The organism is Undibacterium paludis, assembly GCF_022568815.1.
Lineage (GTDB): Bacteria > Pseudomonadota > Gammaproteobacteria > Burkholderiales > Burkholderiaceae_D > Undibacterium.
In genome coordinates, this window is the sequence record NZ_JAKZHX010000013.1 from 77760 (window position 1) to 102170 (window position 24411).

General features: G+C 47.6%; 24 protein-coding genes. 19 read left to right on the top strand and 5 right to left on the bottom strand.

Annotated features, from left to right (window positions below; all coding sequences use genetic code 11):
* Nucleotides 1-23: 23 nt before the first annotated feature.
* The 5 genes from LZ463_RS21495 to LZ463_RS21515 form a co-directional block, all read right to left on the bottom strand.
* On the bottom strand, nt 24-812 hold the full coding sequence (locus LZ463_RS21495) for a UDP-2,3-diacylglucosamine diphosphatase (protein WP_241458320.1): 789 nt from the start codon (nt 810-812) through the stop codon (nt 24-26).
* Nucleotides 813-837: 25 nt separating this feature from the next.
* Nucleotides 838-1326 (bottom strand): peptidylprolyl isomerase, encoded by a 489-nt coding sequence (locus tag LZ463_RS21500; protein WP_241458322.1) that lies wholly within the window; start codon nt 1324-1326, stop codon nt 838-840.
* Nucleotides 1327-1363: 37 nt separating this feature from the next.
* Entirely contained in the window at nt 1364-2026 is a 663-nt protein-coding gene (locus tag LZ463_RS21505; protein ID WP_241458324.1) for a peptidylprolyl isomerase, read from the bottom strand.
* A gap of 56 nt (nt 2027-2082) precedes the next feature.
* Nucleotides 2083-3267 carry a L,D-transpeptidase family protein gene (locus tag LZ463_RS21510; RefSeq protein WP_241458326.1) on the bottom strand — a complete coding sequence of 395 codons (1185 nt, stop codon included), beginning with the start codon at nt 3265-3267 and terminating at the stop codon, nt 2083-2085.
* 83 nt (nt 3268-3350) lie between these two features.
* Nucleotides 3351-4340 carry a nuclear transport factor 2 family protein gene (locus LZ463_RS21515; RefSeq protein ID WP_241458328.1) on the bottom strand — a complete coding sequence of 330 codons (990 nt, stop codon included), beginning with the start codon at nt 4338-4340 and terminating at the stop codon, nt 3351-3353.
* A 524-nt stretch (nt 4341-4864) separates the two neighbouring features.
* Here LZ463_RS21515 and LZ463_RS21520 point away from each other — a divergent pair.
* The 19 genes from LZ463_RS21520 to LZ463_RS21610 all read left to right on the top strand — a co-directional run bounded on the left by LZ463_RS21520 (nt 4865) and on the right by LZ463_RS21610 (nt 24291).
* Nucleotides 4865-5839, top strand: coding sequence for an acetyl-CoA carboxylase carboxyltransferase subunit alpha (locus LZ463_RS21520; protein ID WP_241458438.1), 975 nt, complete (start codon nt 4865-4867; stop codon nt 5837-5839).
* The gene (tilS, locus tag LZ463_RS21525; protein WP_241458330.1) at nt 5836-7239 is read left to right on the top strand and encodes a tRNA lysidine(34) synthetase TilS; all 1404 of its coding nucleotides are present in this window, start codon (nt 5836-5838) and stop codon (nt 7237-7239) included. Before LZ463_RS21520 ends, tilS begins: the two co-directional genes overlap by 4 nt.
* Before the next feature lie 24 nt (nt 7240-7263).
* Nucleotides 7264-7971, top strand: coding sequence for a DNA polymerase III subunit epsilon (gene dnaQ, locus LZ463_RS21530; protein ID WP_241458439.1), 708 nt, complete (start codon nt 7264-7266; stop codon nt 7969-7971).
* A gap of 536 nt (nt 7972-8507) precedes the next feature.
* Nucleotides 8508-8825, top strand: a complete 318-nt coding sequence (gene flhD / locus LZ463_RS21535; RefSeq protein ID WP_186945507.1) for a flagellar transcriptional regulator FlhD — start codon at nt 8508-8510, stop codon at nt 8823-8825.
* A 36-nt stretch (nt 8826-8861) separates the two neighbouring features.
* Complete coding sequence (gene flhC, locus LZ463_RS21540; RefSeq protein WP_241458332.1) at nt 8862-9416, top strand: flagellar transcriptional regulator FlhC; 555 nt, start codon at nt 8862-8864, stop codon at nt 9414-9416.
* Between the two features lie 24 nt (nt 9417-9440).
* The gene (locus LZ463_RS21545) at nt 9441-10238 is read left to right on the top strand and encodes a class I SAM-dependent methyltransferase (RefSeq protein ID WP_489686141.1); all 798 of its coding nucleotides are present in this window, start codon (nt 9441-9443) and stop codon (nt 10236-10238) included.
* A 116-nt stretch (nt 10239-10354) separates the two neighbouring features.
* The gene (gene motA, locus LZ463_RS21550; protein WP_241458336.1) at nt 10355-11215 is read left to right on the top strand and encodes a flagellar motor stator protein MotA; all 861 of its coding nucleotides are present in this window, start codon (nt 10355-10357) and stop codon (nt 11213-11215) included.
* Nucleotides 11216-11232: 17 nt separating this feature from the next.
* Nucleotides 11233-12156 (top strand): flagellar motor protein MotB, encoded by a 924-nt coding sequence (gene motB, locus LZ463_RS21555; RefSeq protein ID WP_241458338.1) that lies wholly within the window; start codon nt 11233-11235, stop codon nt 12154-12156.
* A gap of 54 nt (nt 12157-12210) precedes the next feature.
* Nucleotides 12211-12759 carry a chemotaxis protein gene (locus LZ463_RS21560; RefSeq protein WP_241458340.1) on the top strand — a complete coding sequence of 183 codons (549 nt, stop codon included), beginning with the start codon at nt 12211-12213 and terminating at the stop codon, nt 12757-12759.
* Nucleotides 12760-12810: 51 nt separating this feature from the next.
* Nucleotides 12811-13176: a response regulator gene (locus LZ463_RS21565; RefSeq protein WP_188568472.1), complete on the top strand. Its 366-nt coding sequence runs from the start codon at nt 12811-12813 to the stop codon at nt 13174-13176.
* A 50-nt stretch (nt 13177-13226) separates the two neighbouring features.
* Nucleotides 13227-15278, top strand: coding sequence for a chemotaxis protein CheA (gene cheA, locus LZ463_RS21570; RefSeq protein ID WP_241458342.1), 2052 nt, complete (start codon nt 13227-13229; stop codon nt 15276-15278).
* 50 nt (nt 15279-15328) lie between these two features.
* Entirely contained in the window at nt 15329-15826 is a 498-nt protein-coding gene (locus tag LZ463_RS21575; protein ID WP_241458440.1) for a chemotaxis protein CheW, read from the top strand.
* 88 nt (nt 15827-15914) lie between these two features.
* Entirely contained in the window at nt 15915-17654 is a 1740-nt protein-coding gene (locus LZ463_RS21580; RefSeq protein ID WP_241458344.1) for a methyl-accepting chemotaxis protein, read from the top strand.
* A gap of 153 nt (nt 17655-17807) precedes the next feature.
* Nucleotides 17808-18701: a CheR family methyltransferase gene (locus tag LZ463_RS21585; protein WP_241458346.1), complete on the top strand. Its 894-nt coding sequence runs from the start codon at nt 17808-17810 to the stop codon at nt 18699-18701.
* A 3-nt stretch (nt 18702-18704) separates the two neighbouring features.
* On the top strand, nt 18705-19313 hold the full coding sequence (gene cheD, locus LZ463_RS21590; RefSeq protein WP_241458348.1) for a chemoreceptor glutamine deamidase CheD: 609 nt from the start codon (nt 18705-18707) through the stop codon (nt 19311-19313).
* 49 nt (nt 19314-19362) lie between these two features.
* Entirely contained in the window at nt 19363-20439 is a 1077-nt protein-coding gene (locus tag LZ463_RS21595; RefSeq protein ID WP_241458351.1) for a protein-glutamate methylesterase/protein-glutamine glutaminase, read from the top strand.
* Between the two features lie 103 nt (nt 20440-20542).
* Entirely contained in the window at nt 20543-20932 is a 390-nt protein-coding gene (gene cheY, locus LZ463_RS21600; RefSeq protein WP_110253727.1) for a chemotaxis response regulator CheY, read from the top strand.
* 295 nt (nt 20933-21227) lie between these two features.
* Nucleotides 21228-22445: an EAL and HDOD domain-containing protein gene (locus LZ463_RS21605; protein WP_241458353.1), complete on the top strand. Its 1218-nt coding sequence runs from the start codon at nt 21228-21230 to the stop codon at nt 22443-22445.
* A 160-nt stretch (nt 22446-22605) separates the two neighbouring features.
* Nucleotides 22606-24291, top strand: coding sequence for a glycosyltransferase family 39 protein (locus LZ463_RS21610; RefSeq protein WP_241458355.1), 1686 nt, complete (start codon nt 22606-22608; stop codon nt 24289-24291).
* Nucleotides 24292-24411: the final 120 nt, after the last annotated feature.

A 24411-nucleotide genomic window follows, 5' to 3' on the forward strand; every position in this document is an offset into this window, starting at 1 on the left:
TTCTGCCACTCCTGTTTTAGCAGTTACAGTTCACTTGCGCCATTCCATTGATAGCGAAGCAGGCTGCCATCTGCAAAGGCGGCTAGCCAGCCACCACGCGGGGCGTCCGTGTCGCAATCCCAGTCGGGCAAGACATGGCGGATTTTGCCGTTCATGGCATGGATTGCAGGTCTGTGAGTATGTCCATGTATCATAAGTTCAGTGCCGGATTCGGTAAATAATTGTTCTACCGCATTGCTGTTAACATCCATGATCTCCATGGATTTATGTTGTTGCTCCTTCTTACTTTCGTTACGCAAACCTTCAATGATTTGCTTGCGCTGTTCCAGCGGCATGGACAGGAAGTTTTTTTGCCATTCGGCTTGGCGGACCTGTTGTCTGAATGCCATGTAGGCAAGGTCATCGGTACAGAGTGCATCGCCATGCGTGATGACCGTTTTCCTGCAACCTAATTCGATGATAGATGGGTCTGGCAATAATTGGGCGCCTGTCGCATTGGCAAAATCGTTGGAGACCAGAAAGTCACGGTTGCCAGCTATCCAATACAGCTTGACGCCATGCTCATGTACCGCAAGCAAGGCGTCAACAATAGACCGGTTGTAGGGATCGTCCATGTTGTCATCACCTGCCCAATACTCAAACAGGTCACCAAGCAAGTATAGTGATCCGACATGTTTTGCATGATGGCGCAGAAAATGCAGGAAAGCTTCCGTTGTCTTTGGCAGTGACGGATTCAAATGAGTGTCAGAAACAAAAAGCGCAACCGGTTCAGGTTGCGCTTTTGTCTGATTCGCGATTTGGTCTGCGATCATGATTGCGGCAGCAGTCAATCAGTGATTAAACGATCTCAGCTTTTTCGATGACGACATTTTCAACCGGCACATCCTGGAACATGCCAGTACGTGTAGTTTTGACGCCTTTGATCTTGTCGACGATATCGGTGCCTTCTGTGACTTTGCCAAATACACAGTAACCCCAGCCATCCTGCCCGGGGAAATCGAGGAAGCTGTTGTTGGCAGTATTGATGAAGAATTGCGCCGATGCGGAATGCGGGTCGCCGGTGCGTGCCATGGCCAATGCATAACGCTCGTTTTTCAAGCCATTTTTTGCTTCATTTTCGATAGGCGCATTGGTCTGTTTTTGCTTCATTCCTGGTTCGAAGCCGCCGCCTTGTATCATGAAACCATCGATAACGCGATGGAAAATCGTGCCGTTGTAATGACCAGATTCAACATAGGCCAGGAAATTGGCGACAGTTTTAGGAGCTTTTTCTTCGTTCAGTTCAATCTTGATGGTACCGAAGTTGGTGGTCAGGATAACGGCCATGGTAGTCTTTCGTTTCTAAAAAAGGTTGATGATTTGCTTATTTCAACAAGGTGGCAGATTGTATGATAACTGGTTTGGTCGGCACATTTTGCATCATTTTTGCGTCGCCAGTTTCAACAACCTTGATTTTTTCTACCACGTCCATACCCTTGATCACTTTGCCAAAGGGTGTGTAGCCAGCGGTCTTCAGCAGTGCGCGGGAACGTGGCTCTACGACGGGCTGACCACGATACTGATATTCGACAGGATCACCCTCTGGCAATACCTGGTGATTGAGAAAATCATTGTCTTTGACGTTGATATAGAACTGGGCGCTGGCGGAATTTGGGTCCTGGGTGCGGGCCATGGCAACCACGCCAAGGTCATTCTTCAACCCGTGTTCCAGTGCTTCCCTGGCTTCCAGTGCGATAGGTTTGTTGGTCGGTTTTTCTTTCATGTCCTTGTCGAAGCCCCCACCCTGTATCATGAAATTGTCGATGACGCGATGGAAAATGGTGCCTTTGTAATGACCACTTTTGACATATTTCAGAAAATTCTCCACTGTTTTGGGAGCTGCTTCCGGATAAAGTTCAATAACGATTTCACCCATGGTAGTTTTGAGTGAGACTTTTGGTTGTCCTTCGGCAAGGCTGAAGGGGCTTGTCAGCAGTACGCAGGCACTTAGTAAAAAACTGGCAATTTTGGTGTTTGAGATTTTCATGGTCAGTTTGTTTCTCAGAATGAATGAAAAAATATCAGTAATATTTGTATATGGTATCAGACAGTGGTTTCGTAAATGATGCGCCATCTTGCCGCTTCTTTCAGCCAATACTGGCGCTTGCGGACCGCCGCTCGGGTTTTGCCATTCACCGTTTCCTGGGTAAAAGTACTGACAATCAGCTCATCTTTGCCTGGATAGCGGAAATGGGTTACATCCTTGAGCTTGATATTGGGATTATGCCAGTTATCCCAGGCTTGTTGTTGTTTGGGAAACCACGTATTCAGGTTGTCGCCCTGCATCGTCTTGAAATTACGTGAGTAATTGGTCAGTATGCGGTTGGCATTCTGGCTTTCCATATCCAGGCGCCAATCATCGATCAGCTTGCCTGCCAGGTTGCGGTCGGCTATCCATTTGTTGCGGTTCACAAACTCAAGTTGCTCGCTGATGATGACCGGGGTTTTACCTATATCGACCATGGACGATATTTTCAGGAAATCCGGGTTGGTAAGTACCACGCAGCCGTCAGATGCCAGAGGTGGGCGGCTGAAACTTTCCGGTGGCATGCCATGCAACCAAATTCCCGAGCCATTACGGCCATTGAACTTGTCCCACTCGTTCGGGTAGTTCAGAGGGAGGGCACCCGGACCATAAAAACTAGGCAGCTTGGTACCAGCCAGGCGACTGGTGATGTAATACACGCCTATAGGTGTTTTTTGGTCGCCTTCCTTCAGCTTGTAGATGCCAAACTTGCCTTGACTGATATAAAAATCGTTGATCAGGCGCGGCTGGCCAGCAGCGTTCTCATAAACGTAAAGACGTGACTTTCTGGCATCAACGACAATGGCCTGCTTCTGGTCATCGCGCAATTGCAGGATGGCGCGGGGTATCAGGTCAGGGTCGGGGCGCTCTCGGTAAGAACGTATGCGTGCCGCAGCTTCATCACGCAAATCCTTGAGCTTGTCCGGTTGCATCAAGGCCCCTGCGCCAAAGCTGCGTACCGGGCGGGTATGCATCAGCAGCAAATCACCCTGGATCAGGTGAGCAAGTTGAAAATGTGGATAGGCTTCAACCAGGGCATCAATCTTGGCTTGTGCTGCCCGCAGATTATTGGCGGACAGGTTCTTATACACATCAATCAATAATGTATCGGGGTCGGGGGCATTGGGATTGATTTCTGCAGGTGCAAGCTTGTTCGGGCGCGTTTTGGCTACAACTGAAGCTGGCAAGACTGTGCTTGCCATAACGATTGTCGTAATAACGGTAAAAATAAGTGACTTTCCGAATCTGCACGGATTCGGAGAATCAAGTTCGACAGCGAAAGACATCAGCTACCCGCACGCTCCTGTTTGATCTGCCATTTGCCATCTTGCTTAATCATGTGCAAGGTTTTACGGCTGTTGGCAGTCAACTGGTCAGAACTATAGATTTGCCTGAACTTCACGGTTGCGGTGTTGCCTTCTACATCGACTTTGGCGGCTTCAATTTTTACATTGATGCGGCCTTTTCCTTCTATCCTGTTGCGACGCTCATCTGCCCACGCCTTATGGGTCTCGCCTTTGGGTGTCTGGAAATCTTTTGCGTAGTGAGCGAGATAGGCATTGGTGTCCTTGTTGCTCCATGCTTTGGCCCAGTTTTCGACGGCTTTCAATACCTCTTCTTCGTCCCGGTCAGTTGCAGCGGTTGCAGTCGAAGCTGCTGGCTTGGGTGCTAGTTTGGCTTCCGGTTTGTCGACCTCAGGTTTGTTCGCCGCTACGACAGCAGGCTTGGTGGATGCTGCCGGCGCTGTGCTGGCTGGAGCTGTTGGTGTTGTCACTGCTGCTGTCGCTGTTTTGGGGTTGGTACCGCCAGTTGTGTTTCCAACAAGATTTTTTACCAGTGTCAGTTTTAATTTTGCAGTGTTATTGCTGGAGTCAAGCTGCAAGGCTTTGTCGTAGGCCTGGCTGGCCAGTTTGGCATACACATCGCCAAGATTTTCGTGTGCTGTGCCATAGGTAGGATTGGTTCTGATGGCCATTTCCAGCGCAGCACGTGCCTTGTCGTATTGCCCGGATGACGCATACAGAACTGCCAGGTTGTTGTACGGCTCAGGCAGTTCCGGATAATCGTCTGTCAGTTTGGAGAAAACAGTAATCGCTTCAGCGGATTTATTTTGCTCTGTCAGTATCAAGCCCTTTAAAAAACGTAATTGCGCATCTTTGGGGCGTTGAGCCAAAGCACTGTCAACTTTTTGCAGGGCTTCGGCAACCTGACCTGATCGTAGTAGTTTACCTATGTCTGCCGCGTCATCTGCACGGACCTGGGTTGACATCAACATAAGGGTAAGACTGGATAAGGTAAGGACACTCTTTAAAATGTGGCGCATGGTGTTCGGTCTTGGATTTATAGGAGTTTGGCAGAACATGTTAGCAGCAATGTTATACTGGGCTTCAGGCAAAGCGCCATCTTATCAAATAAGTTGCCAGGTATGGGTGTTTGACAAACAAACAGCATTTTGATCTGGTTTAATTTCCCCTGTTTCTTGAAAAACTGTGGTGTTCTTCAATATTATCCTGCGAGATACTGCTTAAATTCTTGCTTATGCACTTTATTTTCAAGTTGATTTACATCATTTGCCATAGGGTAGATAGTCTTAGCACTGGACAGCAGGACTGGTTTTGATATCTAATCTGGTCCGTCAGGATTTTAAGTCCATAGAAATGAATTAAAAGTTTGCAAAAAATAACTTTGATGATTTTGCATGCTTGGCCAGTATAGTGGCACCGAATTCAATCCCACCTTGTGCCTGCAGCTAAATGGAATTGAATTTTTTATCAACTCGTGTGATGTCAAGGAGGTATGATGACTAAAACGACATTTTTAAATTTTGAACAATCTATTGCGGAACTGGAAACAAAAATAGAAGAACTGCGCTTTGTTCAAGATGATTCTGCAGTCGATATTTCTGAAGAAATTGACAGGCTGTCGAAAAAAAGCCAGATGTTGACCAAGGATATTTATGCAAAGTTGACCCCATGGCAAGTGTCGCAGATATCACGTCATCCTCAACGCCCTTATACGCTGGACTACATCAGTCAGATATTCACCGACTTCCATGAGTTGCATGGTGATCGCAGTTTTGCCGATGATCAGTCAATTGTTGGTGGTCTGGCAAGGTTTAATGGTCAGGCTTGCATGGTCATGGGGCATCAAAAGGGGCGTGATACCAAAGAACGTGCCATGCGTAATTTTGGCATGCCCAAGCCGGAAGGGTATCGCAAGGCCATGCGTCTGATGAAATTGGCCGAAAAGTTTGATATTCCTGTATTTACTTTTGTCGATACAACCGGTGCTTGGCCAGGCATAGATGCTGAAGAGCGCGGGCAGTCTGAAGCCATTGGTCATAACCTGTATGTGATGGCGGAGCTGAAAGTGCCGCTGATCACCACCATTATTGGTGAAGGTGGTTCGGGTGGCGCCTTGGCGTTGGCTGTAGGCGATGCCGTCTTGATGTTGCAATATGCGACTTACTCAGTCATTTCCCCCGAGGGGTGTGCGTCCATCCTGTGGAAGACCTCAGATCGTGCATCTGATGCTGCAGAAGCATTGGGCTTGACAGCACACAGATTGAAGGCCATGGGCCTGATTGACAAGATCATTAATGAGCCTTTGGGTGGTGCTCACAGGGATCCGAAACAGATGTGCGCGCTGGTCAAGCGTGCCCTGGCCGATACCCTGCGCCAGTTCCAGGGCGTAAAAACCAAGGACCTGTTGGCTGCTCGTCATGAGAAATTGATGAGTTATGGCAAGTTTAAGGAAACGAAACTCGCTGAATGAGGTCGGATCAACTATGCTCTGCCTTGGAGCATGCTTTTGCAAGAAATCTCGATGCCATTCTCGACCATTTTTCTGTTGAAGAATTGCAAAATGGCATCGCAATCGCGTATAGCGGTGGGTTGGATTCCAGTGTGTTGCTGGATTTGGCCATCAAATATTGCGACCCCCGACACTTGCCGCTGTCTGCCTTCCATGTCCATCATGGCTTGAGTCCCAACGCAGATGCCTGGCTTTCTCATTGCCAGGCTGCTTGTCTTGCTGGAAGTGTTGCTTTTCATTACGAAAAAATCGTTGTTGCTTCGGACAGTGGCGACGGTATTGAGGCCTCTGCCAGGCAAGGACGGTACCAGGCTTTAGGTCGTTTTTCGCAAAACCACGAAATCCCCTTGATATTGACTGCTCACCATCAGGATGATCAAGCCGAGACTTTGCTCTTGCAAATGCTCAGAGGAAGTGGCGTGGCTGGCATGTCGGGCATGAGCACCTGTAACCGGGCCCAGAATCTATTCGGGCATGAGCAGGTCGTGTTGGGGCGTCCCATATTGAGTGAGAAGCGGGTAACGTTGGAAGCCTATGCGGCGCTGCGCAAGCTGAGCTACATACAGGATGAATCAAATTTTGATCATCGCTATTTGAGAAATGCCATTCGACACAGGGTGATGCCCACATTGCAAGAGCTGTCGCCGGGTTATGTCGAACGTATGGCTCGTTCTGCCAGACATTTCCAGGCTGCGCAGGATTTGCTGCTTGAAGTGGCTGAGCAGGATTTTTCTGCTTGTGCCGCCGGGACAGGTTTGCAGCTGGAATCCATGCAAAACCTGAGTGCCGCACGCAGGGATAACCTGTTTCGCTACTGGCTGTCCAAGGCAGGTGTGCGTATGCCGACAACTGCCAGGCTTAAAGAAATGCAAAGCCAGCTTTTTGAAGGGCGCGAGGATGCCCGGATTACAGTCAATCACGATACCATCGCCATTCATCGCTATAAAAACGTTGTCTATTTTTCGGGGCAGAAGCCCGTGACCGAACTTGCGGGAAGCCTGGAGTTTATGTGGCAAGATCAGTCCAGTATGCATTTTCCTCAGTTTCACGGTAGCCTGGTTTTTGAGATCGCGGATGTTGGCCTTGAAGCGGCTTGGCTGAGGCGGCAGCAGCTGTGTTTGCATCTGAGGCGTGGCGGCGAACGTTTGAAATTGGCAGAAAATCGCCCAACGCGCGATATGAAGAGCCACTTTCAATCTTTGAACGTACCGTTCTGGCAGCGCGAAAGATTGCCGTATGTATCGATGGGCAAGGATTTACTCTTTGCGGCTGGCGTTGGCATGCAAAGTCGTTACCTTAGGGCGGTGGACGGGGGCTGTATCAGTTTGCGCTGGGTTTTTGACGAAGATCGGACCCTGTAGTATTTATATTGGAAATTGGGAAAAATGCGAAGACAACTCGTCCTGGATACAGAAACAACTGGTTTGAATGCACGCAATGGCGATCGTATTATCGAGATTGGCTGCGTTGAGCTGATCAACCGTAAGTTGACTGGCAATAATTATCATCGCTACATCAATCCTGAGCGCGACTCTGAAGAAGGTGCGTTGGCAGTTCATGGATTGACAACGGAGTTTTTGAGCGACAAGCCAAAGTTTGCTGAAATAGCCGAAGAGTTTTGTGCCTATATTAAAGGTGCAGAAATCATTATTCATAATGCCCCGTTTGATATCGGGTTTTTGAATGCTGAATTTGCCAGGCTCAATTTGCCTGCAATTACTGATTATTGCCCTGAAGTTATTGATACCCTGGTCCAGGCAAAGGAATTGCACCCAGGTAAGAGAAACTCACTGGATGCCCTGTGCGCTCGTTACGAAATATCCAACTCCCACCGCAAATTGCATGGAGCCTTGCTTGATGCGGAATTGCTGGCGGATGTTTTTCTGGCGATGTCACGCGGTCAGAACAGTTTTGAAATTGATATCACGGAAGATGACACGCCAGCTGTCCAGGAGGTTGTCGCATTTGATGCGCCAGTCGGCGAAATTGCTGTGCAAATGGCATCTGATGCCGAGCTTGAAGAGCATGAAAAATTGCTGGCCGGGCTAGATAAGCAAATAAAAGACAAGTGTATCTGGCATGTTGTTTTGTAGAAATTCAATAATGGACCGGTCATGTCGACATGGATAAGTGTGTCGCAAAGACAAGTAAGTGCCATTAATTCTGTTGATAAATGGTTAAAAAGATAATCACCTGTTGCAATCAGGTGATTTTTTTTTGAAATTTTTTGTGCTCAACCCTAAAGTTTTTCGGTTTTGCTGCCGTTAGATGGGTAAGAAAATAATTCAAAAATATTTTTAAATATTCCCTAAAGTTTTCTAAAGTGCTGCCGTTAAAGAAGATGTGGTAGTTATGTGAAAGTATGTGCGTTATCTAACTGCTTGTTTTCATTGGATATTTTCAGAGGTTGTTAGTTTGGTACTCTGAAATTTAAAAATCTATTTTCTGTAAAAAATATTTTTGCAGATATCTTTATGTGCCTGTAGGATAAAATCCTATGGCATGTCTTCGTTTATTTCTTGGTTTAAATACGGACTTGCGCTGATAGAGCGCTATTTTCGCAACCTGCACAATGTATCTCACTGGCAATGCAAACGTTGCCGCTGATTACAGATTGGAGGGTAGGAAAATGACGCAGAACGATATGATGGCCGAGATTCGCGATGCCAACTTGAGTTACTTGATGCTTGCGCAACAAATGATTCGTGCTGATAAGGCAACTGCCATTTTTCGCCTGGGGATAGGTAAAGAGATTGCTGACCTGATCGAAGGTTTGAATAATGCGCAGATATTGAAGCTGGCAGGTTCCAATATGATGCTGGCACGCTTTCGTTTTGAAGATAGCTCGATTCTTTGCATGTTGACAAATTACAACAAAGAGCGTGCCCTGGCGCACTCTCATGCGGCCATCCTGATGGCGGGGCAGGCAGTGGAAGAAATCCATTGATTTGAATCGATAGAATAACGGTGGATGGAGAAGATCATGGCTGGCAAAAGCGTAGTGAATGAAGCAAATGAAATTCAATTGGCAATTGAATTGGTTAACCTGGGCGCCAGGTTGCAATTGCTGGAGTCAGAAACTTCCCTGTCGCGTGAGCGTTTGCTAAAGATCTACAAAGAATTGAAAGGGGTTTCTCCGCCAAAAGGGATGCTGCCTTTTTCTGCCGACTGGTTTATCACCTGGCAGCCCAATATTCATTCTTCCCTGTTCATGAATATCCATAAATACCTGCGCGAACATGCAGGTGTCGAAGGGATTGATGCGGTAATCAAGGCATATCGTCTTTACCTGGAGCAAGTACCTGTTCCAGCAGGCGAGGAGCCGGTACTTTCCTTGACGCGCGCCTGGACGCTGGTCAGGTTTTTTGAGGGGAAGATGCTCAGTTTTGCAAAATGTTGCAAATGCGGTGGTCATTTTGTTGCGCATAGCCTGGATTTGCATGATGATTATGCTTGTGGTTTATGCCACGTTCCGTCACGGGCTGGTAAGACAAAAAAAGCGAAAGATGCAGAATCCGGATTGGAGATGGTTGCATAAAATTTAGGAGGCGCCTTGCAGGTAGTGGCATCTAAAACCCGTAAAGGCAAATTCTTACATGAGGCAGGTATCCTGGTATTGCCAGTGTTTCGTGCCTTATTGGCACAGGTCCTTGCATTTGCTCTCTCTTACCTGTTGTATTTCCTGGATAAGCGACTGTTTGGCGGGCTGCTCCCGCCATTTCTCCTACTTGGCTTTCACGCGACCTGTTCGGTATTGATCAGTGTGCTGCTGCGTTTGAGTTGGTGGTGGTGGCTCATCCAGTTCATTTTTCCTTTTGCGGTAGTCGCTTCTTTGGTTTTTCAGCTCCCCCCTGGCTTGAGCCTGGCCATTTTTGTGTTGATGGTATTGTTGTTTTGGTCAACATACCGTACCCAAGTTCCATATTTTCCTTCCAAATCTAGTTTGTTGCCGTGTATTCTTGAGCAACTACCTCAGCGCGAATCCTTGCGATTTATCGATATAGGCAGCGGCTTTGGCGGTGTTTCTATCAGCTTGTCCAAATCCCGGTCCAGCCAATGTTTTTATGGTGTTGAGTTGGCACCATTTCCATGGCTGGTGAGTTGGTTGCGGGCAAGATTTTCAGGCGGCATGGTCCAGTTTTACCTGAGGGATTACATGGATCTGGATTTTTCTGGGTTTGATGTGGTTTTTGCTTACTTGTCACCTGCTGCAATGCCGGATTTGTGGGAAAAACTACATTCCGAAATGCGGCCAGGTAGCTTATTTATGAGTTACGAGTTCACGGTGCCTGGAGTTGAGGCGGATTTAATAATAAATAGCAATGCTAATGACCCCGCTCTTTATGTCTGGCGCATATAATGATTATTGTGAAATGTATTCCTGAAGCAATATTTAACTTTCAGCTTCTGGTTTATGTTTGTGGTCTGGAGTAGTGTAGTCGATATTATAAAAAATCCTCTAAGGAGTAAAAGCTCGTGTTAGTTATCGTCGGCTATATCGTCGTATTAGGTTCAGTCTTCGGCGGCTTTGTCATGTCTGGTGGACATATTGCGGTATTGTTTCAGCCACTTGAATTGCTGATGATAGGTGGCGCAGCTGTCGGTGCTTCTCTTGTAGGTAATAACGCCAAGACTCTCAAGGCGACACTGAAGGCAGTTCCTGGTGTCTTAAAGGGCTCTAAATATACCAAAGCCTTGTACATGGAGCTGATGACAATGCTGTTCGATGTATTGACCAAGGTGCGCAAAGAAGGTCTGATGTCGATAGAGGGTGATATTGAGCGCCCGGAAGAAAGCCCCTTATTCAGCAAATATCCAGCCATCGTCCATGATCATCATATGATGGAATTCATTGGAGATTACCTGCGCCTGATGGTGTCGGGGAATATGGATGCGTTTCAAATTGAGAACTTGATGGACAACGAATTGGAAACTCACCATCACGAGGGGGCAGTTCCTGCCCATTTCATTGCCAAACTCGGTGATGGCTTGCCAGCTTTCGGTATTGTGGCAGCGGTGATGGGTGTGGTGCATACAATGGAGTCTGTCGGCATACCGCCGTCGGAGCTTGGAATTCTGATTGCTCATGCGCTGGTTGGTACTTTCCTTGGTATCTTGCTTGCTTATGGTTTTGTTGGCCCTTTGGCTGGATTGATGGAGCAGCAGCTTGATGAATCGTCCAAAACTTTTCAATGTATCAAAGTGACCTTGCTGGCCAGCCTGAATGGCTATGCCCCTGCATTGGCAGTCGAATTCGGTCGGAAAGTCTTGTATTCAACCGAAAGACCGACTTTCACTGAACTGGAAGATCACATCAAGCAATCAAAGTCTAAATAGTAAAAACAGGATTGATAATGGCAAGCGAAGAACTACGACCGATCATTGTCAAGCGCATTAAAAAGGTGGCTGGCGGTCACCATGGTGGAGCCTGGAAAATCGCCTATGCAGATTTTGTCACGGCGATGATGGCGTTTTTCCTGTTGATGTGGCTGCTTGGGTCCACTGCCAAGGGTAATTTGCAGGGTATTGCAGAATACTTCCAGACCCCGCTGAAAGTGGCGATGGCTGGTGGTGATGGTAGCGGTGACAGTTCCAGCGTCATCAAGGGCGGAGGTAAGGATCTCAGTGCACGCGAAGGGCAGAATCGCAAGGGTGAAATAGACGCACAAAAGAAAACCTACAATCTGCAGGCAGCTGAGGCTGCATTGGCGAAAGTGGAGGCGGAACGCCTGAAGGGTCTCAAGCAAAAGATTGAGGCGGCTATAGAATCAAACCCGACCTTGAAGCAATACAAGAAGCAATTGCTGCTTGATATTACGACCGACGGTTTGCGCATACAGATGGTGGATGAGCAGAACAGGCCCATGTTTGCCTCTGCCAAGGCTGATTTGCAACCGTATACCAGGGAAATCCTGCATGAGATTGGCAAGGCGCTCAATGATGTTCCTAACCGTATCAGCTTGTCCGGACATACCGATGCGGCGCCTTATGGCAGTGGCGAACGCGGATATAGCAACTGGGAGTTGTCCGCAGATCGTGCCAATGCATCGAGAAGAGAATTGATTTTTGGCGGTATGGACGAAACCAAGGTCTTGCGCGTAGTTGGACTGTCTTCTTCTGTTTTGTTTGACAAACAAGACCCATTGAATCCCATCAATCGGCGAATCAGTATCATTGTCATGAATAAAAAAGCAGAAGAATCTGCTTCTCAGGATGGCGGATCGATTGAGGTTGCGAATCAGTCTGATTCAAGTGCAGAGATTTCTGTTAAGCCTTAATCATTGGAAAGACGTCGCATCGTTTCGTCAACATGCATAGATAGGATGCTTAAGATGTCCAAGAAGAAATTGCTGGGTTCTCAGGTTAAGCAACTTTTATCCGGTGTGTCTGATCATGGAAATGCACATCTGCTTGAGGTTGAAACTGACCTTGCTCAAACCACTTTGTTGCTCGGTGAGGCAATAGAGAAGCTGGGTGTCAGCTTCATGGCTCTGCATGCAGCAATTACCAGCGAGCAGGAAGAGATTGACTTGATCGTCAGTGCCGGCAATGTGTCAGACGAAAGTGTCAAGCGCCTGAAGATGCTGCAGCAAGATATTTCCAGACACATAGGTTCAGCAGTGACCAGCCTGCAATTTCAGGATCTGACCAGTCAATTGATTTCAAGAACGTTGCAGCGTTGCGAGGGCCTGCGTGAAGTTCTGGGTACTCTGGGAGTGGTCGGAAACGATATGGAGCACGATGGAGAATCTGATGATTTGAGTGCACTTTTGCGTGAAACTACCTTGCGTCTGGAAAAGCAAAGTGCCGATCTCAAGAGTTTACTGCGAAAAGCAGTACACCAGAAACACCTGGATAGTGGTGACATAGAATTATTTTAAATCAAGCGACAGTCTGCATAAACTGTCTACAATTTGCATAATGGAGTAAATATGGCCAAGACAATTTTAGCTGTGGATGATTCTGGCTCTTTGAGACAGATGGTGGCGTTCAGTTTAAAGGCTGCAGGTTATCAGGTAATCGAAGCGGTTGATGGCCAGGATGGATTGGAAAAGGCCCGCAATCAGGTTGTTGATCTGGTCCTGACTGATCAGAACATGCCAAGGATGGATGGCCTTACGCTGATCAAGTCCCTGCGTGGCTTACCTTCCTATCAACGCGTGCCAATTCTGATGCTGACAACGGAGTCAAGTGACGATATGAAGGCAAAGGGGCGTGCAGCCGGAGCCAATGGCTGGCTGGTGAAACCTTTTGATCCGCAAAAATTGACCGAAGTTGTAAAAAAAGTGATTGGCTGAACTAATTGTCCGGTATCCGGGCTACCAAATGTAAATCACGGAGCTTAATAATGACGATTGACATGAGTCAGTTTTTCCAGGTTTTTTTCGACGAGGCGGAAGAGCTTCTTGCCGAGAAGGAGAAATTGTTACTTGCCGTCGATATCTCTTCACCAGACCCTGAGGATCTGAACGCCATATTCAGGGCGGCTCATTCCATCAAGGGCGGTGCGTCGACTTTCGGCCTGACTGATATGACGGAAGTCACGCATATCCTGGAGTCGTTGCTCGATAAGATACGCAAAGGCGAAATGGCGTTGACTGCGGAGCATGTTGATGCGTTTCTGATTGCCAAGGACATTCTTAAAATGCAATTGGATGGCCACAGGCTGGGTACCCCTGTAGACCAGGACGCAGTTGCCGATGTCAGGATGTTATTGCAATCCTTGTCCCAGGATACCGTGCCTGAATCTGCTCCAAAAGCCAGCTTTGCCAGTAGAGCACCAGAAACGGATGATGCAGATGTCGTATACCAGACGGCTTTCAAAGTGGAGTTGCCACAAGTCTCGGACATCGATGCATCTGCCATCATGTCAGAGCTGGGTTTGCTGGGGGCGATCTCCCGCCTGGACGATCAGGGCGGGAATGTGGTGCTCTATTTGCGCACTAATGAAAGCAAGGACGACATCGTCTCAATCTGTTCCTTTATTCTCAATCCGGATACATTGAAAATAACGGAAGAGAAGATTACCAATATTCCGGTAAAAAAAGTAGAGCCGACCGAGGATGAACTAGGTTATGGCTTCTTTGAGCCTTTGGACGCAATGTTCCCGCCAGAAGAGGTTAAGGCGGATTTGGCGGATGATAAACATGAGCAGGCTGCGCCGCTGGAAAAATCCGTGATCACGCCTGAGAAGAAGCAGGCAACCAAGAAAGAGGTCGAGAAACCTCCTGTCTCGCAAGAATCTTCGACGATACGTGTAGGAATAGAAAAAGTTGACCAGTTAATCAATCTGATTGGTGAACTGGTGATCACCCAGGCCATGCTTGAGCAACGTACTCAAGACCTCGATCCGATAGCCAATGAGCGCTTGCTGAGCAGCGTAGCGCATCTGACCAGGAACACGAGGGATCTGCAGGAAGCAGTCATGTCCATACGCATGATGCCTATGGATTATGTGTTTTCCCGCTTCCCCCGCATGGTCAGGGATCTGGCGACCAAGCTTGGAAAGAAGGTTGAATTCATTACTTATGGTGCGTCAACTGAATTGGATAAGGGCTTGATAGAAAGGATCGTTGATCCCTTGACCCATCTGGTTAGAAATAGTATTGACCACGGCATAGAAATGCCAGCTGCCAGAGCGCAGGCGGGCAAGAGTGAAACTGGTAAGCTATCCCTGTCCGCCGTCCATCAGGGGGGCAATATCGTGATCGAGGTCAGCGATGATGGCGGTGGTTTGCATCGTGAAAAGATCCTTGCCAAAGCCAGACAGAATGGGCTGACAGTATCTGATTCCATGAGCGATAGTGAAGTCTGGCTATTGATTTTTGCACCCGGTTTTTCAACCGCAGAGACTGTTACTGATGTGTCAGGGCGCGGTGTCGGCATGGACGTCGTCAAGCGTAACATTGCGGCTATGGGAGGGGTTGTCGACATCCGCTCCGCAAAAGGGTATGGCACGACTATCACGATCTCTTTGCCCCTGACTCTGGCCATACTTGACGGCATGTCCATCAAATTTGGTAATGAAATTTATATCCTGCCTTTGGGGTATGTGATGGAGTCATTGCAGCCGGCAAAGGCTGACATTAAAGAAATCAGTGGTAAAGGGCGCGTGGTCAAGGTTCGTGATGAATATCTGCCTTTGGTGCCGCTGTACGAATATTTTGATATCGAGCCCAAATACACCGATCCATCAGATGGCATTGTCGTGATTGTAGAGGTCGATGGAAAAAAAGCGGCCTTGTTTGTCGATGATCTGGTTGGCCAGCAGCAGGTGGTCGTAAAAAACATAGAATCGAATTACAAGAAAGTCCCCGGAATATCTGGAGCTACGATCCTGGGTGATGGTGGTGTTGCACTGATTTTGGATGTCGCTGCTGTTCTGCGTACTGCGCGATGAATATTGAATTGAAAAATTAAGACGAGGGAAAAGAAATGTCGCAAATTTCAATGGTTGCTGGTGATAACGGTTCGGGTGATGGAAGCAAGTCCGATATTGCTGGACATGAATTTCTTGCCTTCACTCTGGGTAAAGAAGAGTACGGTATTGATATTCTCAAGGTTCAGGAGATCCGTGGTTATGAGGCCGTGACGAGAATAGCCAACGCGCCTGACTTTTTAAAGGGCGTAATCAATTTGCGCGGCATTATTGTTCCTGTTGTGGACATGCGTATCAAGTTCAACCTGGGCACGCCAACTTATGACCAGTTTACAGTCGTCATCATCTTGAATATTGAGGGACGTATAGTCGGGATGGTTGTTGACAGTGTCTCCGACGTCACGACTTTATTGCCTGAGCAGGTAAGACCTGCACCTGAAATGGGCACGACTTTCAGCACAGATTTTTTGATCGGTTTGGGTACTCTGGATGATCGTATGCTGATACTGGTTGACATTGATAAGTTAATGTCCAGCCCTGAAATGGGATTGGTTGACGCAACGGTCTGACCTCATGATGTTATAAAACTTGGGGTAAATGCTGTTAGTGAAAGCGTTAAGCGGACATAGTCATAAGTTTAAAAAAACAGGAGACACTATGAATCTAAGAAATTTTAAAATTGGCACCCGGCTGGGGATAGGTTTCGCGGTGATTCTGGTCGGTCTGATCGTCGTTATCTTGTTTGTCAACGCCTTGAGTGGAAATAATCGCAAAGCCATGGTTGAGGGGTTGAGTCTGGCAAGCCAAAAACAAGTGTTGGCCAATAACATGAAGAGCGCGCTTTTTGAGGGCGGGATTGCCATGCGCAATATTGGCATCCAATCTGACGTCGGTGAAATGCAAAAGGAAGAAGCCAAGGTAAAACTTCAGAGAAAAAAATACGAAGAGGCGAAAGAAAAGATTGCGTCCCTGGGACTAAGTGACGAAGAGAAGAAGATTCTGGGCGATATAGCCAAGGTGGATAAGGAAATAGAAAAACCGCTTAAAGATGCTGTTGGACAGGCTCTGGCTTTTAACGCGGAAGGTGCGGCAAAAATTATCGCAACTGTGATTGATCCGCTGAGCGTCAAATCCATACAGGAAATGAACAGATTGGTTGATTTGCAGGATGTCGCATCCAAGCAGGTTTTTGAAACATTCGCTGCTGCAGGTGCACGCCTTACTATCTGGCTGTATGTCATTCTGGGTAGCGCGCTGGTAATTGGTGCGCTGGTTGCCTGGGCCATTACACGCAGTATTACAAAACCTTTGCAAGACGCTTTAGGGTTGGCAGAGACGGTTGCAGGCGGTGATTTGCGCAGTGAGGTCAGTGTTTCTGGCAACGATGAAGTGACATCCTTGTTCCAGGCCTTGAAAAACATGAACGACAACCTGGCCGCTACTGTCGGGCAGGTCAGGCTGGGCACTGAAACCATCACGGTTGCTTCACAGGAGATTGCCTCTGGTAACGCCGATCTGTCGAGCAGGACGGAATCGCAAGCGAGTTCACTGGAAGAAACCGCCAGTTCCATGGAAGAGCTGACCAGCACCGTGCGCCAGAATGCTGACAATGCCCGCCAGGCCAACCAGCTGGTGGTATCTGCATCAGGTGTTGCTGTCAAAGGTGGAGAAGTGGTAGGGCAGGTGGTGACGACCATGGGCTCGATCAAGGAAAGCTCACGCAAGATAGTCGACATTATCGGTGTGATAGATGGCATTGCCTTCCAGACCAATATCCTGGCTTTGAATGCTGCAGTAGAGGCAGCTCGTGCCGGGGAGCAGGGGCGGGGATTTGCCGTGGTGGCGGCAGAAGTGCGTAACCTGGCACAGCGCAGTGCCAGCGCGGCCAAGGAAATCAAATCCCTGATCAGTGATTCTGTGGACAAGGTAGACCAGGGCAGCAAGCTGGTTGACGAGGCAGGCAAGACCATGGATGAAATTGTCACCAGTGTGCAGCATGTTGCCGACATCATGAGCGAGATCACGGCAGCGAGCCAGGAACAAAGTTCAGGAATAGAACAGGTGAACCTGGCGATAACGCAAATGGATGAAATGACACAACAGAATGCGGCATTGGTAGAGCAGGCAGCGGCAGCGGCTGAAAGCATGGAAGAGCAGGCAGTGGCTCTGGCACAGGCTGTCAGTGTATTCAAGACCAATATGGCTTCAACGCAAGTCACCACTCCGGTGGCCAGGCCTGTGGTCAGCAAAGCACCAGGCAAGCCGGTAGCAAGTGCACGACCCGAAGTCAAGGCTCTGCCGAGAGCAGATGCCGCATCTGGCACCAGAGCAGCCAAGTCAGCGAAGCCGGCAGCTCAAGCGGCGGCTGGTGGGCAAGATGAATGGGAAGAGTTTTGACAACGGCATGGCCATGCATCACTCTTTTTATAAAGGACAGGATGATTGTCCGGGGTTTGAAAGTACTTAATCAGAGTTTTGATTATCTGGATTTTTATTTGACAGCAGCTTTCGTCTCTGTAGTTGGATGGGGAAAGTTCGGGAAAGCATTGAATGACGAAATCCGTTGACAGAACCAGATCAGAATCTTCAAAAGAATTTGCATTTAATTCCAGGGATTTTGACCGCGTCAGAGACCTGATCTACAAACGGGCAGGCATTTCCCTTGCTGATAGCAAACAGGAAATGGTGTATAGCCGACTCGCACGTAGGCTACGTGCGACAGGGATCAGTTCGTTTTCTGAATATCTTGATGGCCTGGAAAGAAATCAGATTGAATCTGAATGGGAGGCCTTTACGAACGCCCTGACAACGAATCTGACTTCGTTTTTCAGGGAAGAACATCATTTCCCCATACTTGCGGAACATATTTCAAAAAAACGTGAAATGGTCAATATCTGGTGTTCCGCCAGCTCTACTGGTGAAGAACCTTATTCAATTGCAATGACGCTCTGCGAAGCCTTTGGCACCATGCGGCCACAGGCGCATATAGTGGCAACTGATATTGACACCAATGTTCTGGAGACAGCATCACGCGGCGTATATAGTATAGACAGGATAGAAAAGCTTTCAGCAGAACGTATTCGTAAGTTTTTCCTGAAAGGCAAAGGGTCGCAAGAAGGGCTGGTCAGGGTAAGACCGGAATTGCGAGAGCTGATCACGTTCAAACAATTAAATTTATTGGAAGATGGCTGGCCTTTAAGTGGTGAATTTGATGCGATTTTTTGCCGGAATGTCATGATCTATTTTGACAAACCAACGCAGGGTAAAATTTTGAAGAAATTTGTCCCCTTGATGAAACCTGACGGTTTGCTTTTCGCAGGTCATTCGGAAAATTTTTTGTATGTCTCAGATGACTTCAAACTAAGAGGCAAAACAGTTTATGATCTGGCCGCATCTCATGCTTCCGGCAATAAAACGACGTTGCGTCATCTGCAAAAAGGTTAAAACATGAGCCAATTGAGTGAAGAGCATTTTGCAACGAATGTCTATTATGACCGGACATTCGATACCGATGCCGCAAAAATTCTGCCTGGTGAGTTTTATTTTACGAACAAAGATATGTTGATCGTCACTGTTTTGGGATCTTGTGTCTCTGCGTGCATTCGTGATCGTGTCTCTGGTGTTGGTGGCATGAACCATTTCATGCTGCCTGATACGGGTGGCGACGCGGACAATCCCGTTTCAGCATCAATGCGTTACGGTACTTATGCGATGGAAGTACTGATCAATGAGCTATTGAAGGCTGGTGCAAAGCGAGAAAACATGGAGGCAAAAGTTTTCGGCGGCGGCAACGTCCTGCGCGGTTTTACTGCCATTAATGTAGGTGAACGCAATGCCAAGTTTGTACTTGACTATTTACGTGCTGAAAGAATGCGTGTAATTGCAGAAGACCTTAATGATATTTATCCGCGAAAAGTCTATTTCTTTCCAAGGACAGGCAAAGTTCTGGTAAAAAAATTGAAAGTTGAACATAACGATACTCTCAGAAGGCGTGAACAGGATTACGCCAGTCGCCTCAAAACCACATCAGTTGGCGGGGATATCGATTTGTTTTAGTCTTATTTTTGCGTAATGCCGGTCATCTTGCAGAGCGCGGAGTATTTTAATGAAAATAAAAGTATTAATTGTTGATGACTCTGCGCTGATAAGAAGCGTCATGAGCGAAATCATCGGCAGTCAGCCTGACATGGAAGTCGTCGGCGTCGCTCCTGATCCTCTGGTAGCTCGCGAACTGATCAAACAAACCAATCCCGACGTGCTGACTCTCGACGTCGAGATGCCCAAGATGGATGGTCTGGATTTTCTTGAGCGCTTGATGCGTTTGCGTCCTATGCCAGTCATCATGGTGTCGTCGTTGACCGAGCGTGGTTCAGAGATAACCATGCGGGCGCTGGAATTGGGCGCCATTGATTTTGTTACCAAGCCAAAATTGTCGATACAAAGCGGCATGCATGAGTATGCTGATCTGATTGCCGATAAAATCAGGATAGCGTCGAAAGCGCGCATCAGGCCAAAATCATTGCCAGTGGCAGGCGCTGTTCCAGCCAGTGTTGGGGTATTGCCACAGGTGCGTAACCCGCTGACGAGTAGTGAAAAGTTGATTATTATCGGCGCTTCTACCGGTGGAACCGAAGCGATCAAAAATTTTTTAGTGCAGATGCCTTCGGATTGTCCGGGTATTTTGATCACTCAACACATGCCTGAAGGTTTTACCAGATCGTTTGCCAAGAGACTTGACGGGCTTTGTAAAATTTCTGTGTCCGAAGCCGCTGGTGGTGAGCGGGTATTGCCTGGGCATGCATATATAGCACCAGGGCACTCACACCTGTTGCTAGGTCGTAGTGGTGCAAACTATGTGACTCAGCTTGATCAGGGGCCGCCAGTGAATCGGCACAGGCCTTCTGTCGATGTATTGTTCAGATCGGCAGCAAGTTTTGCCGGTAAAAATGCCGTTGGTGTGATTTTGACCGGAATGGGTAAGGATGGTGCCGCTGGCATGCTGGAAATGAAAAATGCCGGCGCCTACAATTTTGCCCAAGATGAGGCAAGTTGTGTAGTATTTGGTATGCCACGTGAGGCGATTGCAATTGGTGCTACACATGAGGTTGGCCCACTCAATGAATTACCCTCAAAAGTACTGAATTACCTGGCAACGCATGGCAGCCGGGCCTTAAGGGTGTGATGCTTTGATAGAATTTAATGTGTTACTGCAATTTCACCACCGTTTTATGTCAATTTGTCCGATAATGCTAATAACTGTCCTTAAAGAAATAGTGGAGTAATTCATGGCCGATCAAAATCTCAAATTTTTAGTAGTTGATGACTTTTCTACTATGCGTCGCATTGTGCGGAATCTGCTTAAAGAATTGGGGTATTCCAATGTTGATGAAGCAGAAGATGGCGCAATGGGATTGGCAAAACTAAAGAATGGCGATTTCGATTTTGTCATCTCGGACTGGAATATGCCGAATATGGATGGCCTGACGATGCTCCAGCATATCCGGGCCGACCCGGCGCTGTCAAAAATGCCGGTTCTCATGGTGACGGCTGAAGCCAAAAAGGAAAATATCATTGCTGCGGCACAGGCTGGTGCAAACGGTTATGTCGTCAAGCCATTTACTGCTGCAACCCTGGATGAAAAGCTGACCAAGATTTTTGAAAAGTTAGGTAAGTAAGAACTTCGATTTGCGCGATTGAGAACAATCTTGGTTGCAAAAACAAATGCTTTTATGCATGAGTAAAGTGGATATGCCAGTGATGTAGAGGTCGTCAATTTGATGGGTGTGGTGGTCGGGAGTGATGACTATCTTTTTATCCGACGAAATGGTGGCAACTGCGAAAATCGAGATTCACCAGGAAAGACGTTTCCACGTTGTCGTGTGTCGAGCCTAGGTTGATGAATTACCAGTTAGTTAATTTGCGACTTTAAGCCTTGCAGTCATGCTCAACTGATATAGACAAAAAAATAAAATGATAGAAGATAGCTTCATTGTAAGAGAACCTTTACTCGATCCCAAGCAGAGGGTGATCGGCTTTCAGTTTTCATGGCTGCAACGTGACCAGAATGTTGAGGCGACAACAGAGAGCCTCAATGATTTGCTCGAATTTGTTGCTGAGCAGCTACATGATGACGATAAAGGTTTTCTGCTAGGGGAGAGCCTGCTGTTCCTGGAAGCAGTTCCTGAACTTCTGTATGCTGAGGGACTGCAGTTGCTGCCGGCAAAAAACACCGTGCTGATACTTCACAAGAAGTATTTCGTTGAACCTGCAACCCTGGACAAGATTACTGAGCTGCGTCAGCAAGGCTATGGGATTTGTCTGCGCGGCGCCGAAGTGACGACGCTGGAACGCTCCTATTTCGCACAAATTACCCATCTGGAAGTCAAGCTTAATGCTGCCAACTTTGCGTCTCAGGCCAAAGTTTATGCTGCATTGAAGCAGTCCAGTGTGCGGATGGTGGCACGCAACATCATGACCTGGCAGGATTTTGATGCCTGTTCAGCTTTGGGTCTGGATAGTTTTGTTGGGAAATTGCATCTGACTCCCAGACCAAGCACTGCCCCAAAAACTTTAAATACTGCACAAACCACCATCCTGCAATTGATGGAAATGGTCAGAAAAAATGCTGACATCCAGCAATTGGAAGCGGTTGTGAAACGCGATGCGACACTGGCTTACAAGCTGCTTCGCTACATCAATTCCGCCGGTTTTGGTTTGAGAACAGAGGTACAGTCACTCAAGCATGCTGTACAAATGCTTGGCTATAGCCCTTTGTACCGCTGGTTGACTTTGCTATTGGCAACGGCAAGTACAAGTGGCTATTCGCCCGTATTGCTGGAAACTGCCATCGTGCGTGGACGTTTGGCAGAAATGCTGGGGCAGAGCAAAATGTCCAAGAGTGAAGCAGAGAATCTTTTTGTCGCCGGCATGTTTTCTTTGCTCGACAGATTGCTTGGCATACCCATGGAAGAGGTCCTGTCCACCATACAATTGCCTGATGTGGTGACAGAGGCCCTGATTTCGCGTGGTGGTGTGTATGGCCCCTTCCTGGCACTGGCAGAAGCCTGCGAATTGAATAGCATGCTGGTTGGTTCTCTGGCAGAATCCTTGAAAATTACACCTCCTGATTTAAATGCGGCGCATATGTCCGCCCTGGTTTGGGCAAAAAATGTAGCTTCCATGGCTTGATGTCTTAATTGCTGATGAAAAAGACAAGCAATATTGCTTGTCTTTTTTTTGTTTTCAGTGCAAGGATTTTGGTCAGGGTCTCAGAAGCAGATTTTCGAAAAAAACAGACCACGTGTAAGAATGTTTGTTGTTTCTTGACAAAAAATAATAGTTTTAATTTATGACGGTCTTGCCAGAGAATAAAGAATCAAGTTTTACGACTATACCTGCCTGGCTGGTCTGGTTGCTGACCGTCTTTTTCTTGGCTTATGGTCTGGGTTGTTATCCGATACTCGATAACAATGAGGGACTGTATGCAGAAATCCCCAGGGAAATGCTGGCATCAGGTGATTGGCATCACTGGATCATCCCTCACCTGAATGGTTTGGCCTATATGGAAAAACCGCCCCTGTTGTACTGGCTGACGGCGCTTTCATTTGCAGTTTTTGGCGAACATGAATGGGCTGCGAGGCTGGTGCCGGCCTTGTCCGCCTTGTCTTGTGTCGCCATGCTCATGTGGTTCGGTCGTCAGATAGGTCGGGTTGCTGCATCGAGGCTGGCAGCACTGATGTTCATCAGTGGACTGGGCGTCATGGCGATGTCGCGCACGCTGATGTTTGACATGTTGTTGACAGCATTTTTGTCGGCAGCGCTGATGTACGGCTATTTATTCAGCGTATCCCGGGATAAGAAAAATTTATGTCGTTCCTTGGCAATGCTGGCTCTGGCTTTGCTTGCCAAGGGGTTTGTCGCCATTATTCTTTTTGCCGCTGTGACCTTCGTTTATACGGTTTTGCTTTCGACATCCTTGCATGATTTCTGGATGAGGTTCAAGGCCTGGTTTGACCCCAAGGCGATCGCCATTTTCTTGCTGATCGCCATGCCCTGGCATATCGCTGCAACTTTGACCGAGCCTATATTTGCCTGGTTCTATTTCATCAATGAACATGTGCTACGCTTCCTGGGGAAGCGTGAGCCACATGATTACTATGCCGGGGCTTGGTGGTATTACTTGCCCAGGATGCTGATTTACCTGTTCCCCTGGTCTTTCTTTTTACCTTTGTTGCTGATCAGGGCCAGGCAACAGACACCAAGAGCCTTGCATGTCTTTTTGGCCAGTGCATGGATTATGCCGGTACTGTTCTTTTCCTTGTCCAGTGCCAAGGCCAATTATTATCTTGTCGTCGTGATGCCTCTGGCTGCCTTGCAGTTGGCCATTGCTCTGGAAGACAGGCTTACGGTTGCCCGCTCCTGGAGCAGGGCGCTGGTAGGCTTGACCCTGTCTCTGATGTTTGCTGCAATTGCATGGTGGGTCCATAAACAGGCTTCAGGTGAAATGGCTAATCTGCAGATATTTGGCTATGGTGCAATTCAGTTTCTGACGCTGCTGATGACCTCTCTGAGTTTAGCCAGCCTGGTTGCATCTTTCATCGTCTGGTGGAATAAGCGGATAGGTATTATTCCCTACATTGTCTTGCCTGCATTTTTACTGGTCGCGGCTATTGGTATCTTGCAAGCCATGGCGGGACAGACTTCAACTCTGCCTATGGTGCGGGATTTGCAGTCTTCATCAGGGAGCCGTGAAGTGTTTCTGTTCAGGGTATTCGAACACCAGTCTTCACTGCCGTTTTATCTCAAGCGACCTGTCAGGGTGGTTGAAAGTCGCAGCAGTGATTTGTTCTGGGGTAATAAGCTACATAAAAATAATATTGTTATTTCTGACACTTTTTTTGATAAGTTGATTGCTCAGCAGCAGGTCAGTCTGATTGTTCTTGATGAGGATTTGGCAAGTTTTCAAGAGAAGAAGTATGCTGACAAATTCCAGAACATTAAAAAAATTGGCCGCAGTACAGTGTTTATGAATTGAGTTTGCTGTGTCGGGCAATTTCTTCTTTTTGTCGGCTGGAGTCGGTCAGGTCATCAAGGTATAATCTCGGTTTCTGATCCAACCAGCAATCGTGCATGGCAGTTTTGTGTACATTGCCTC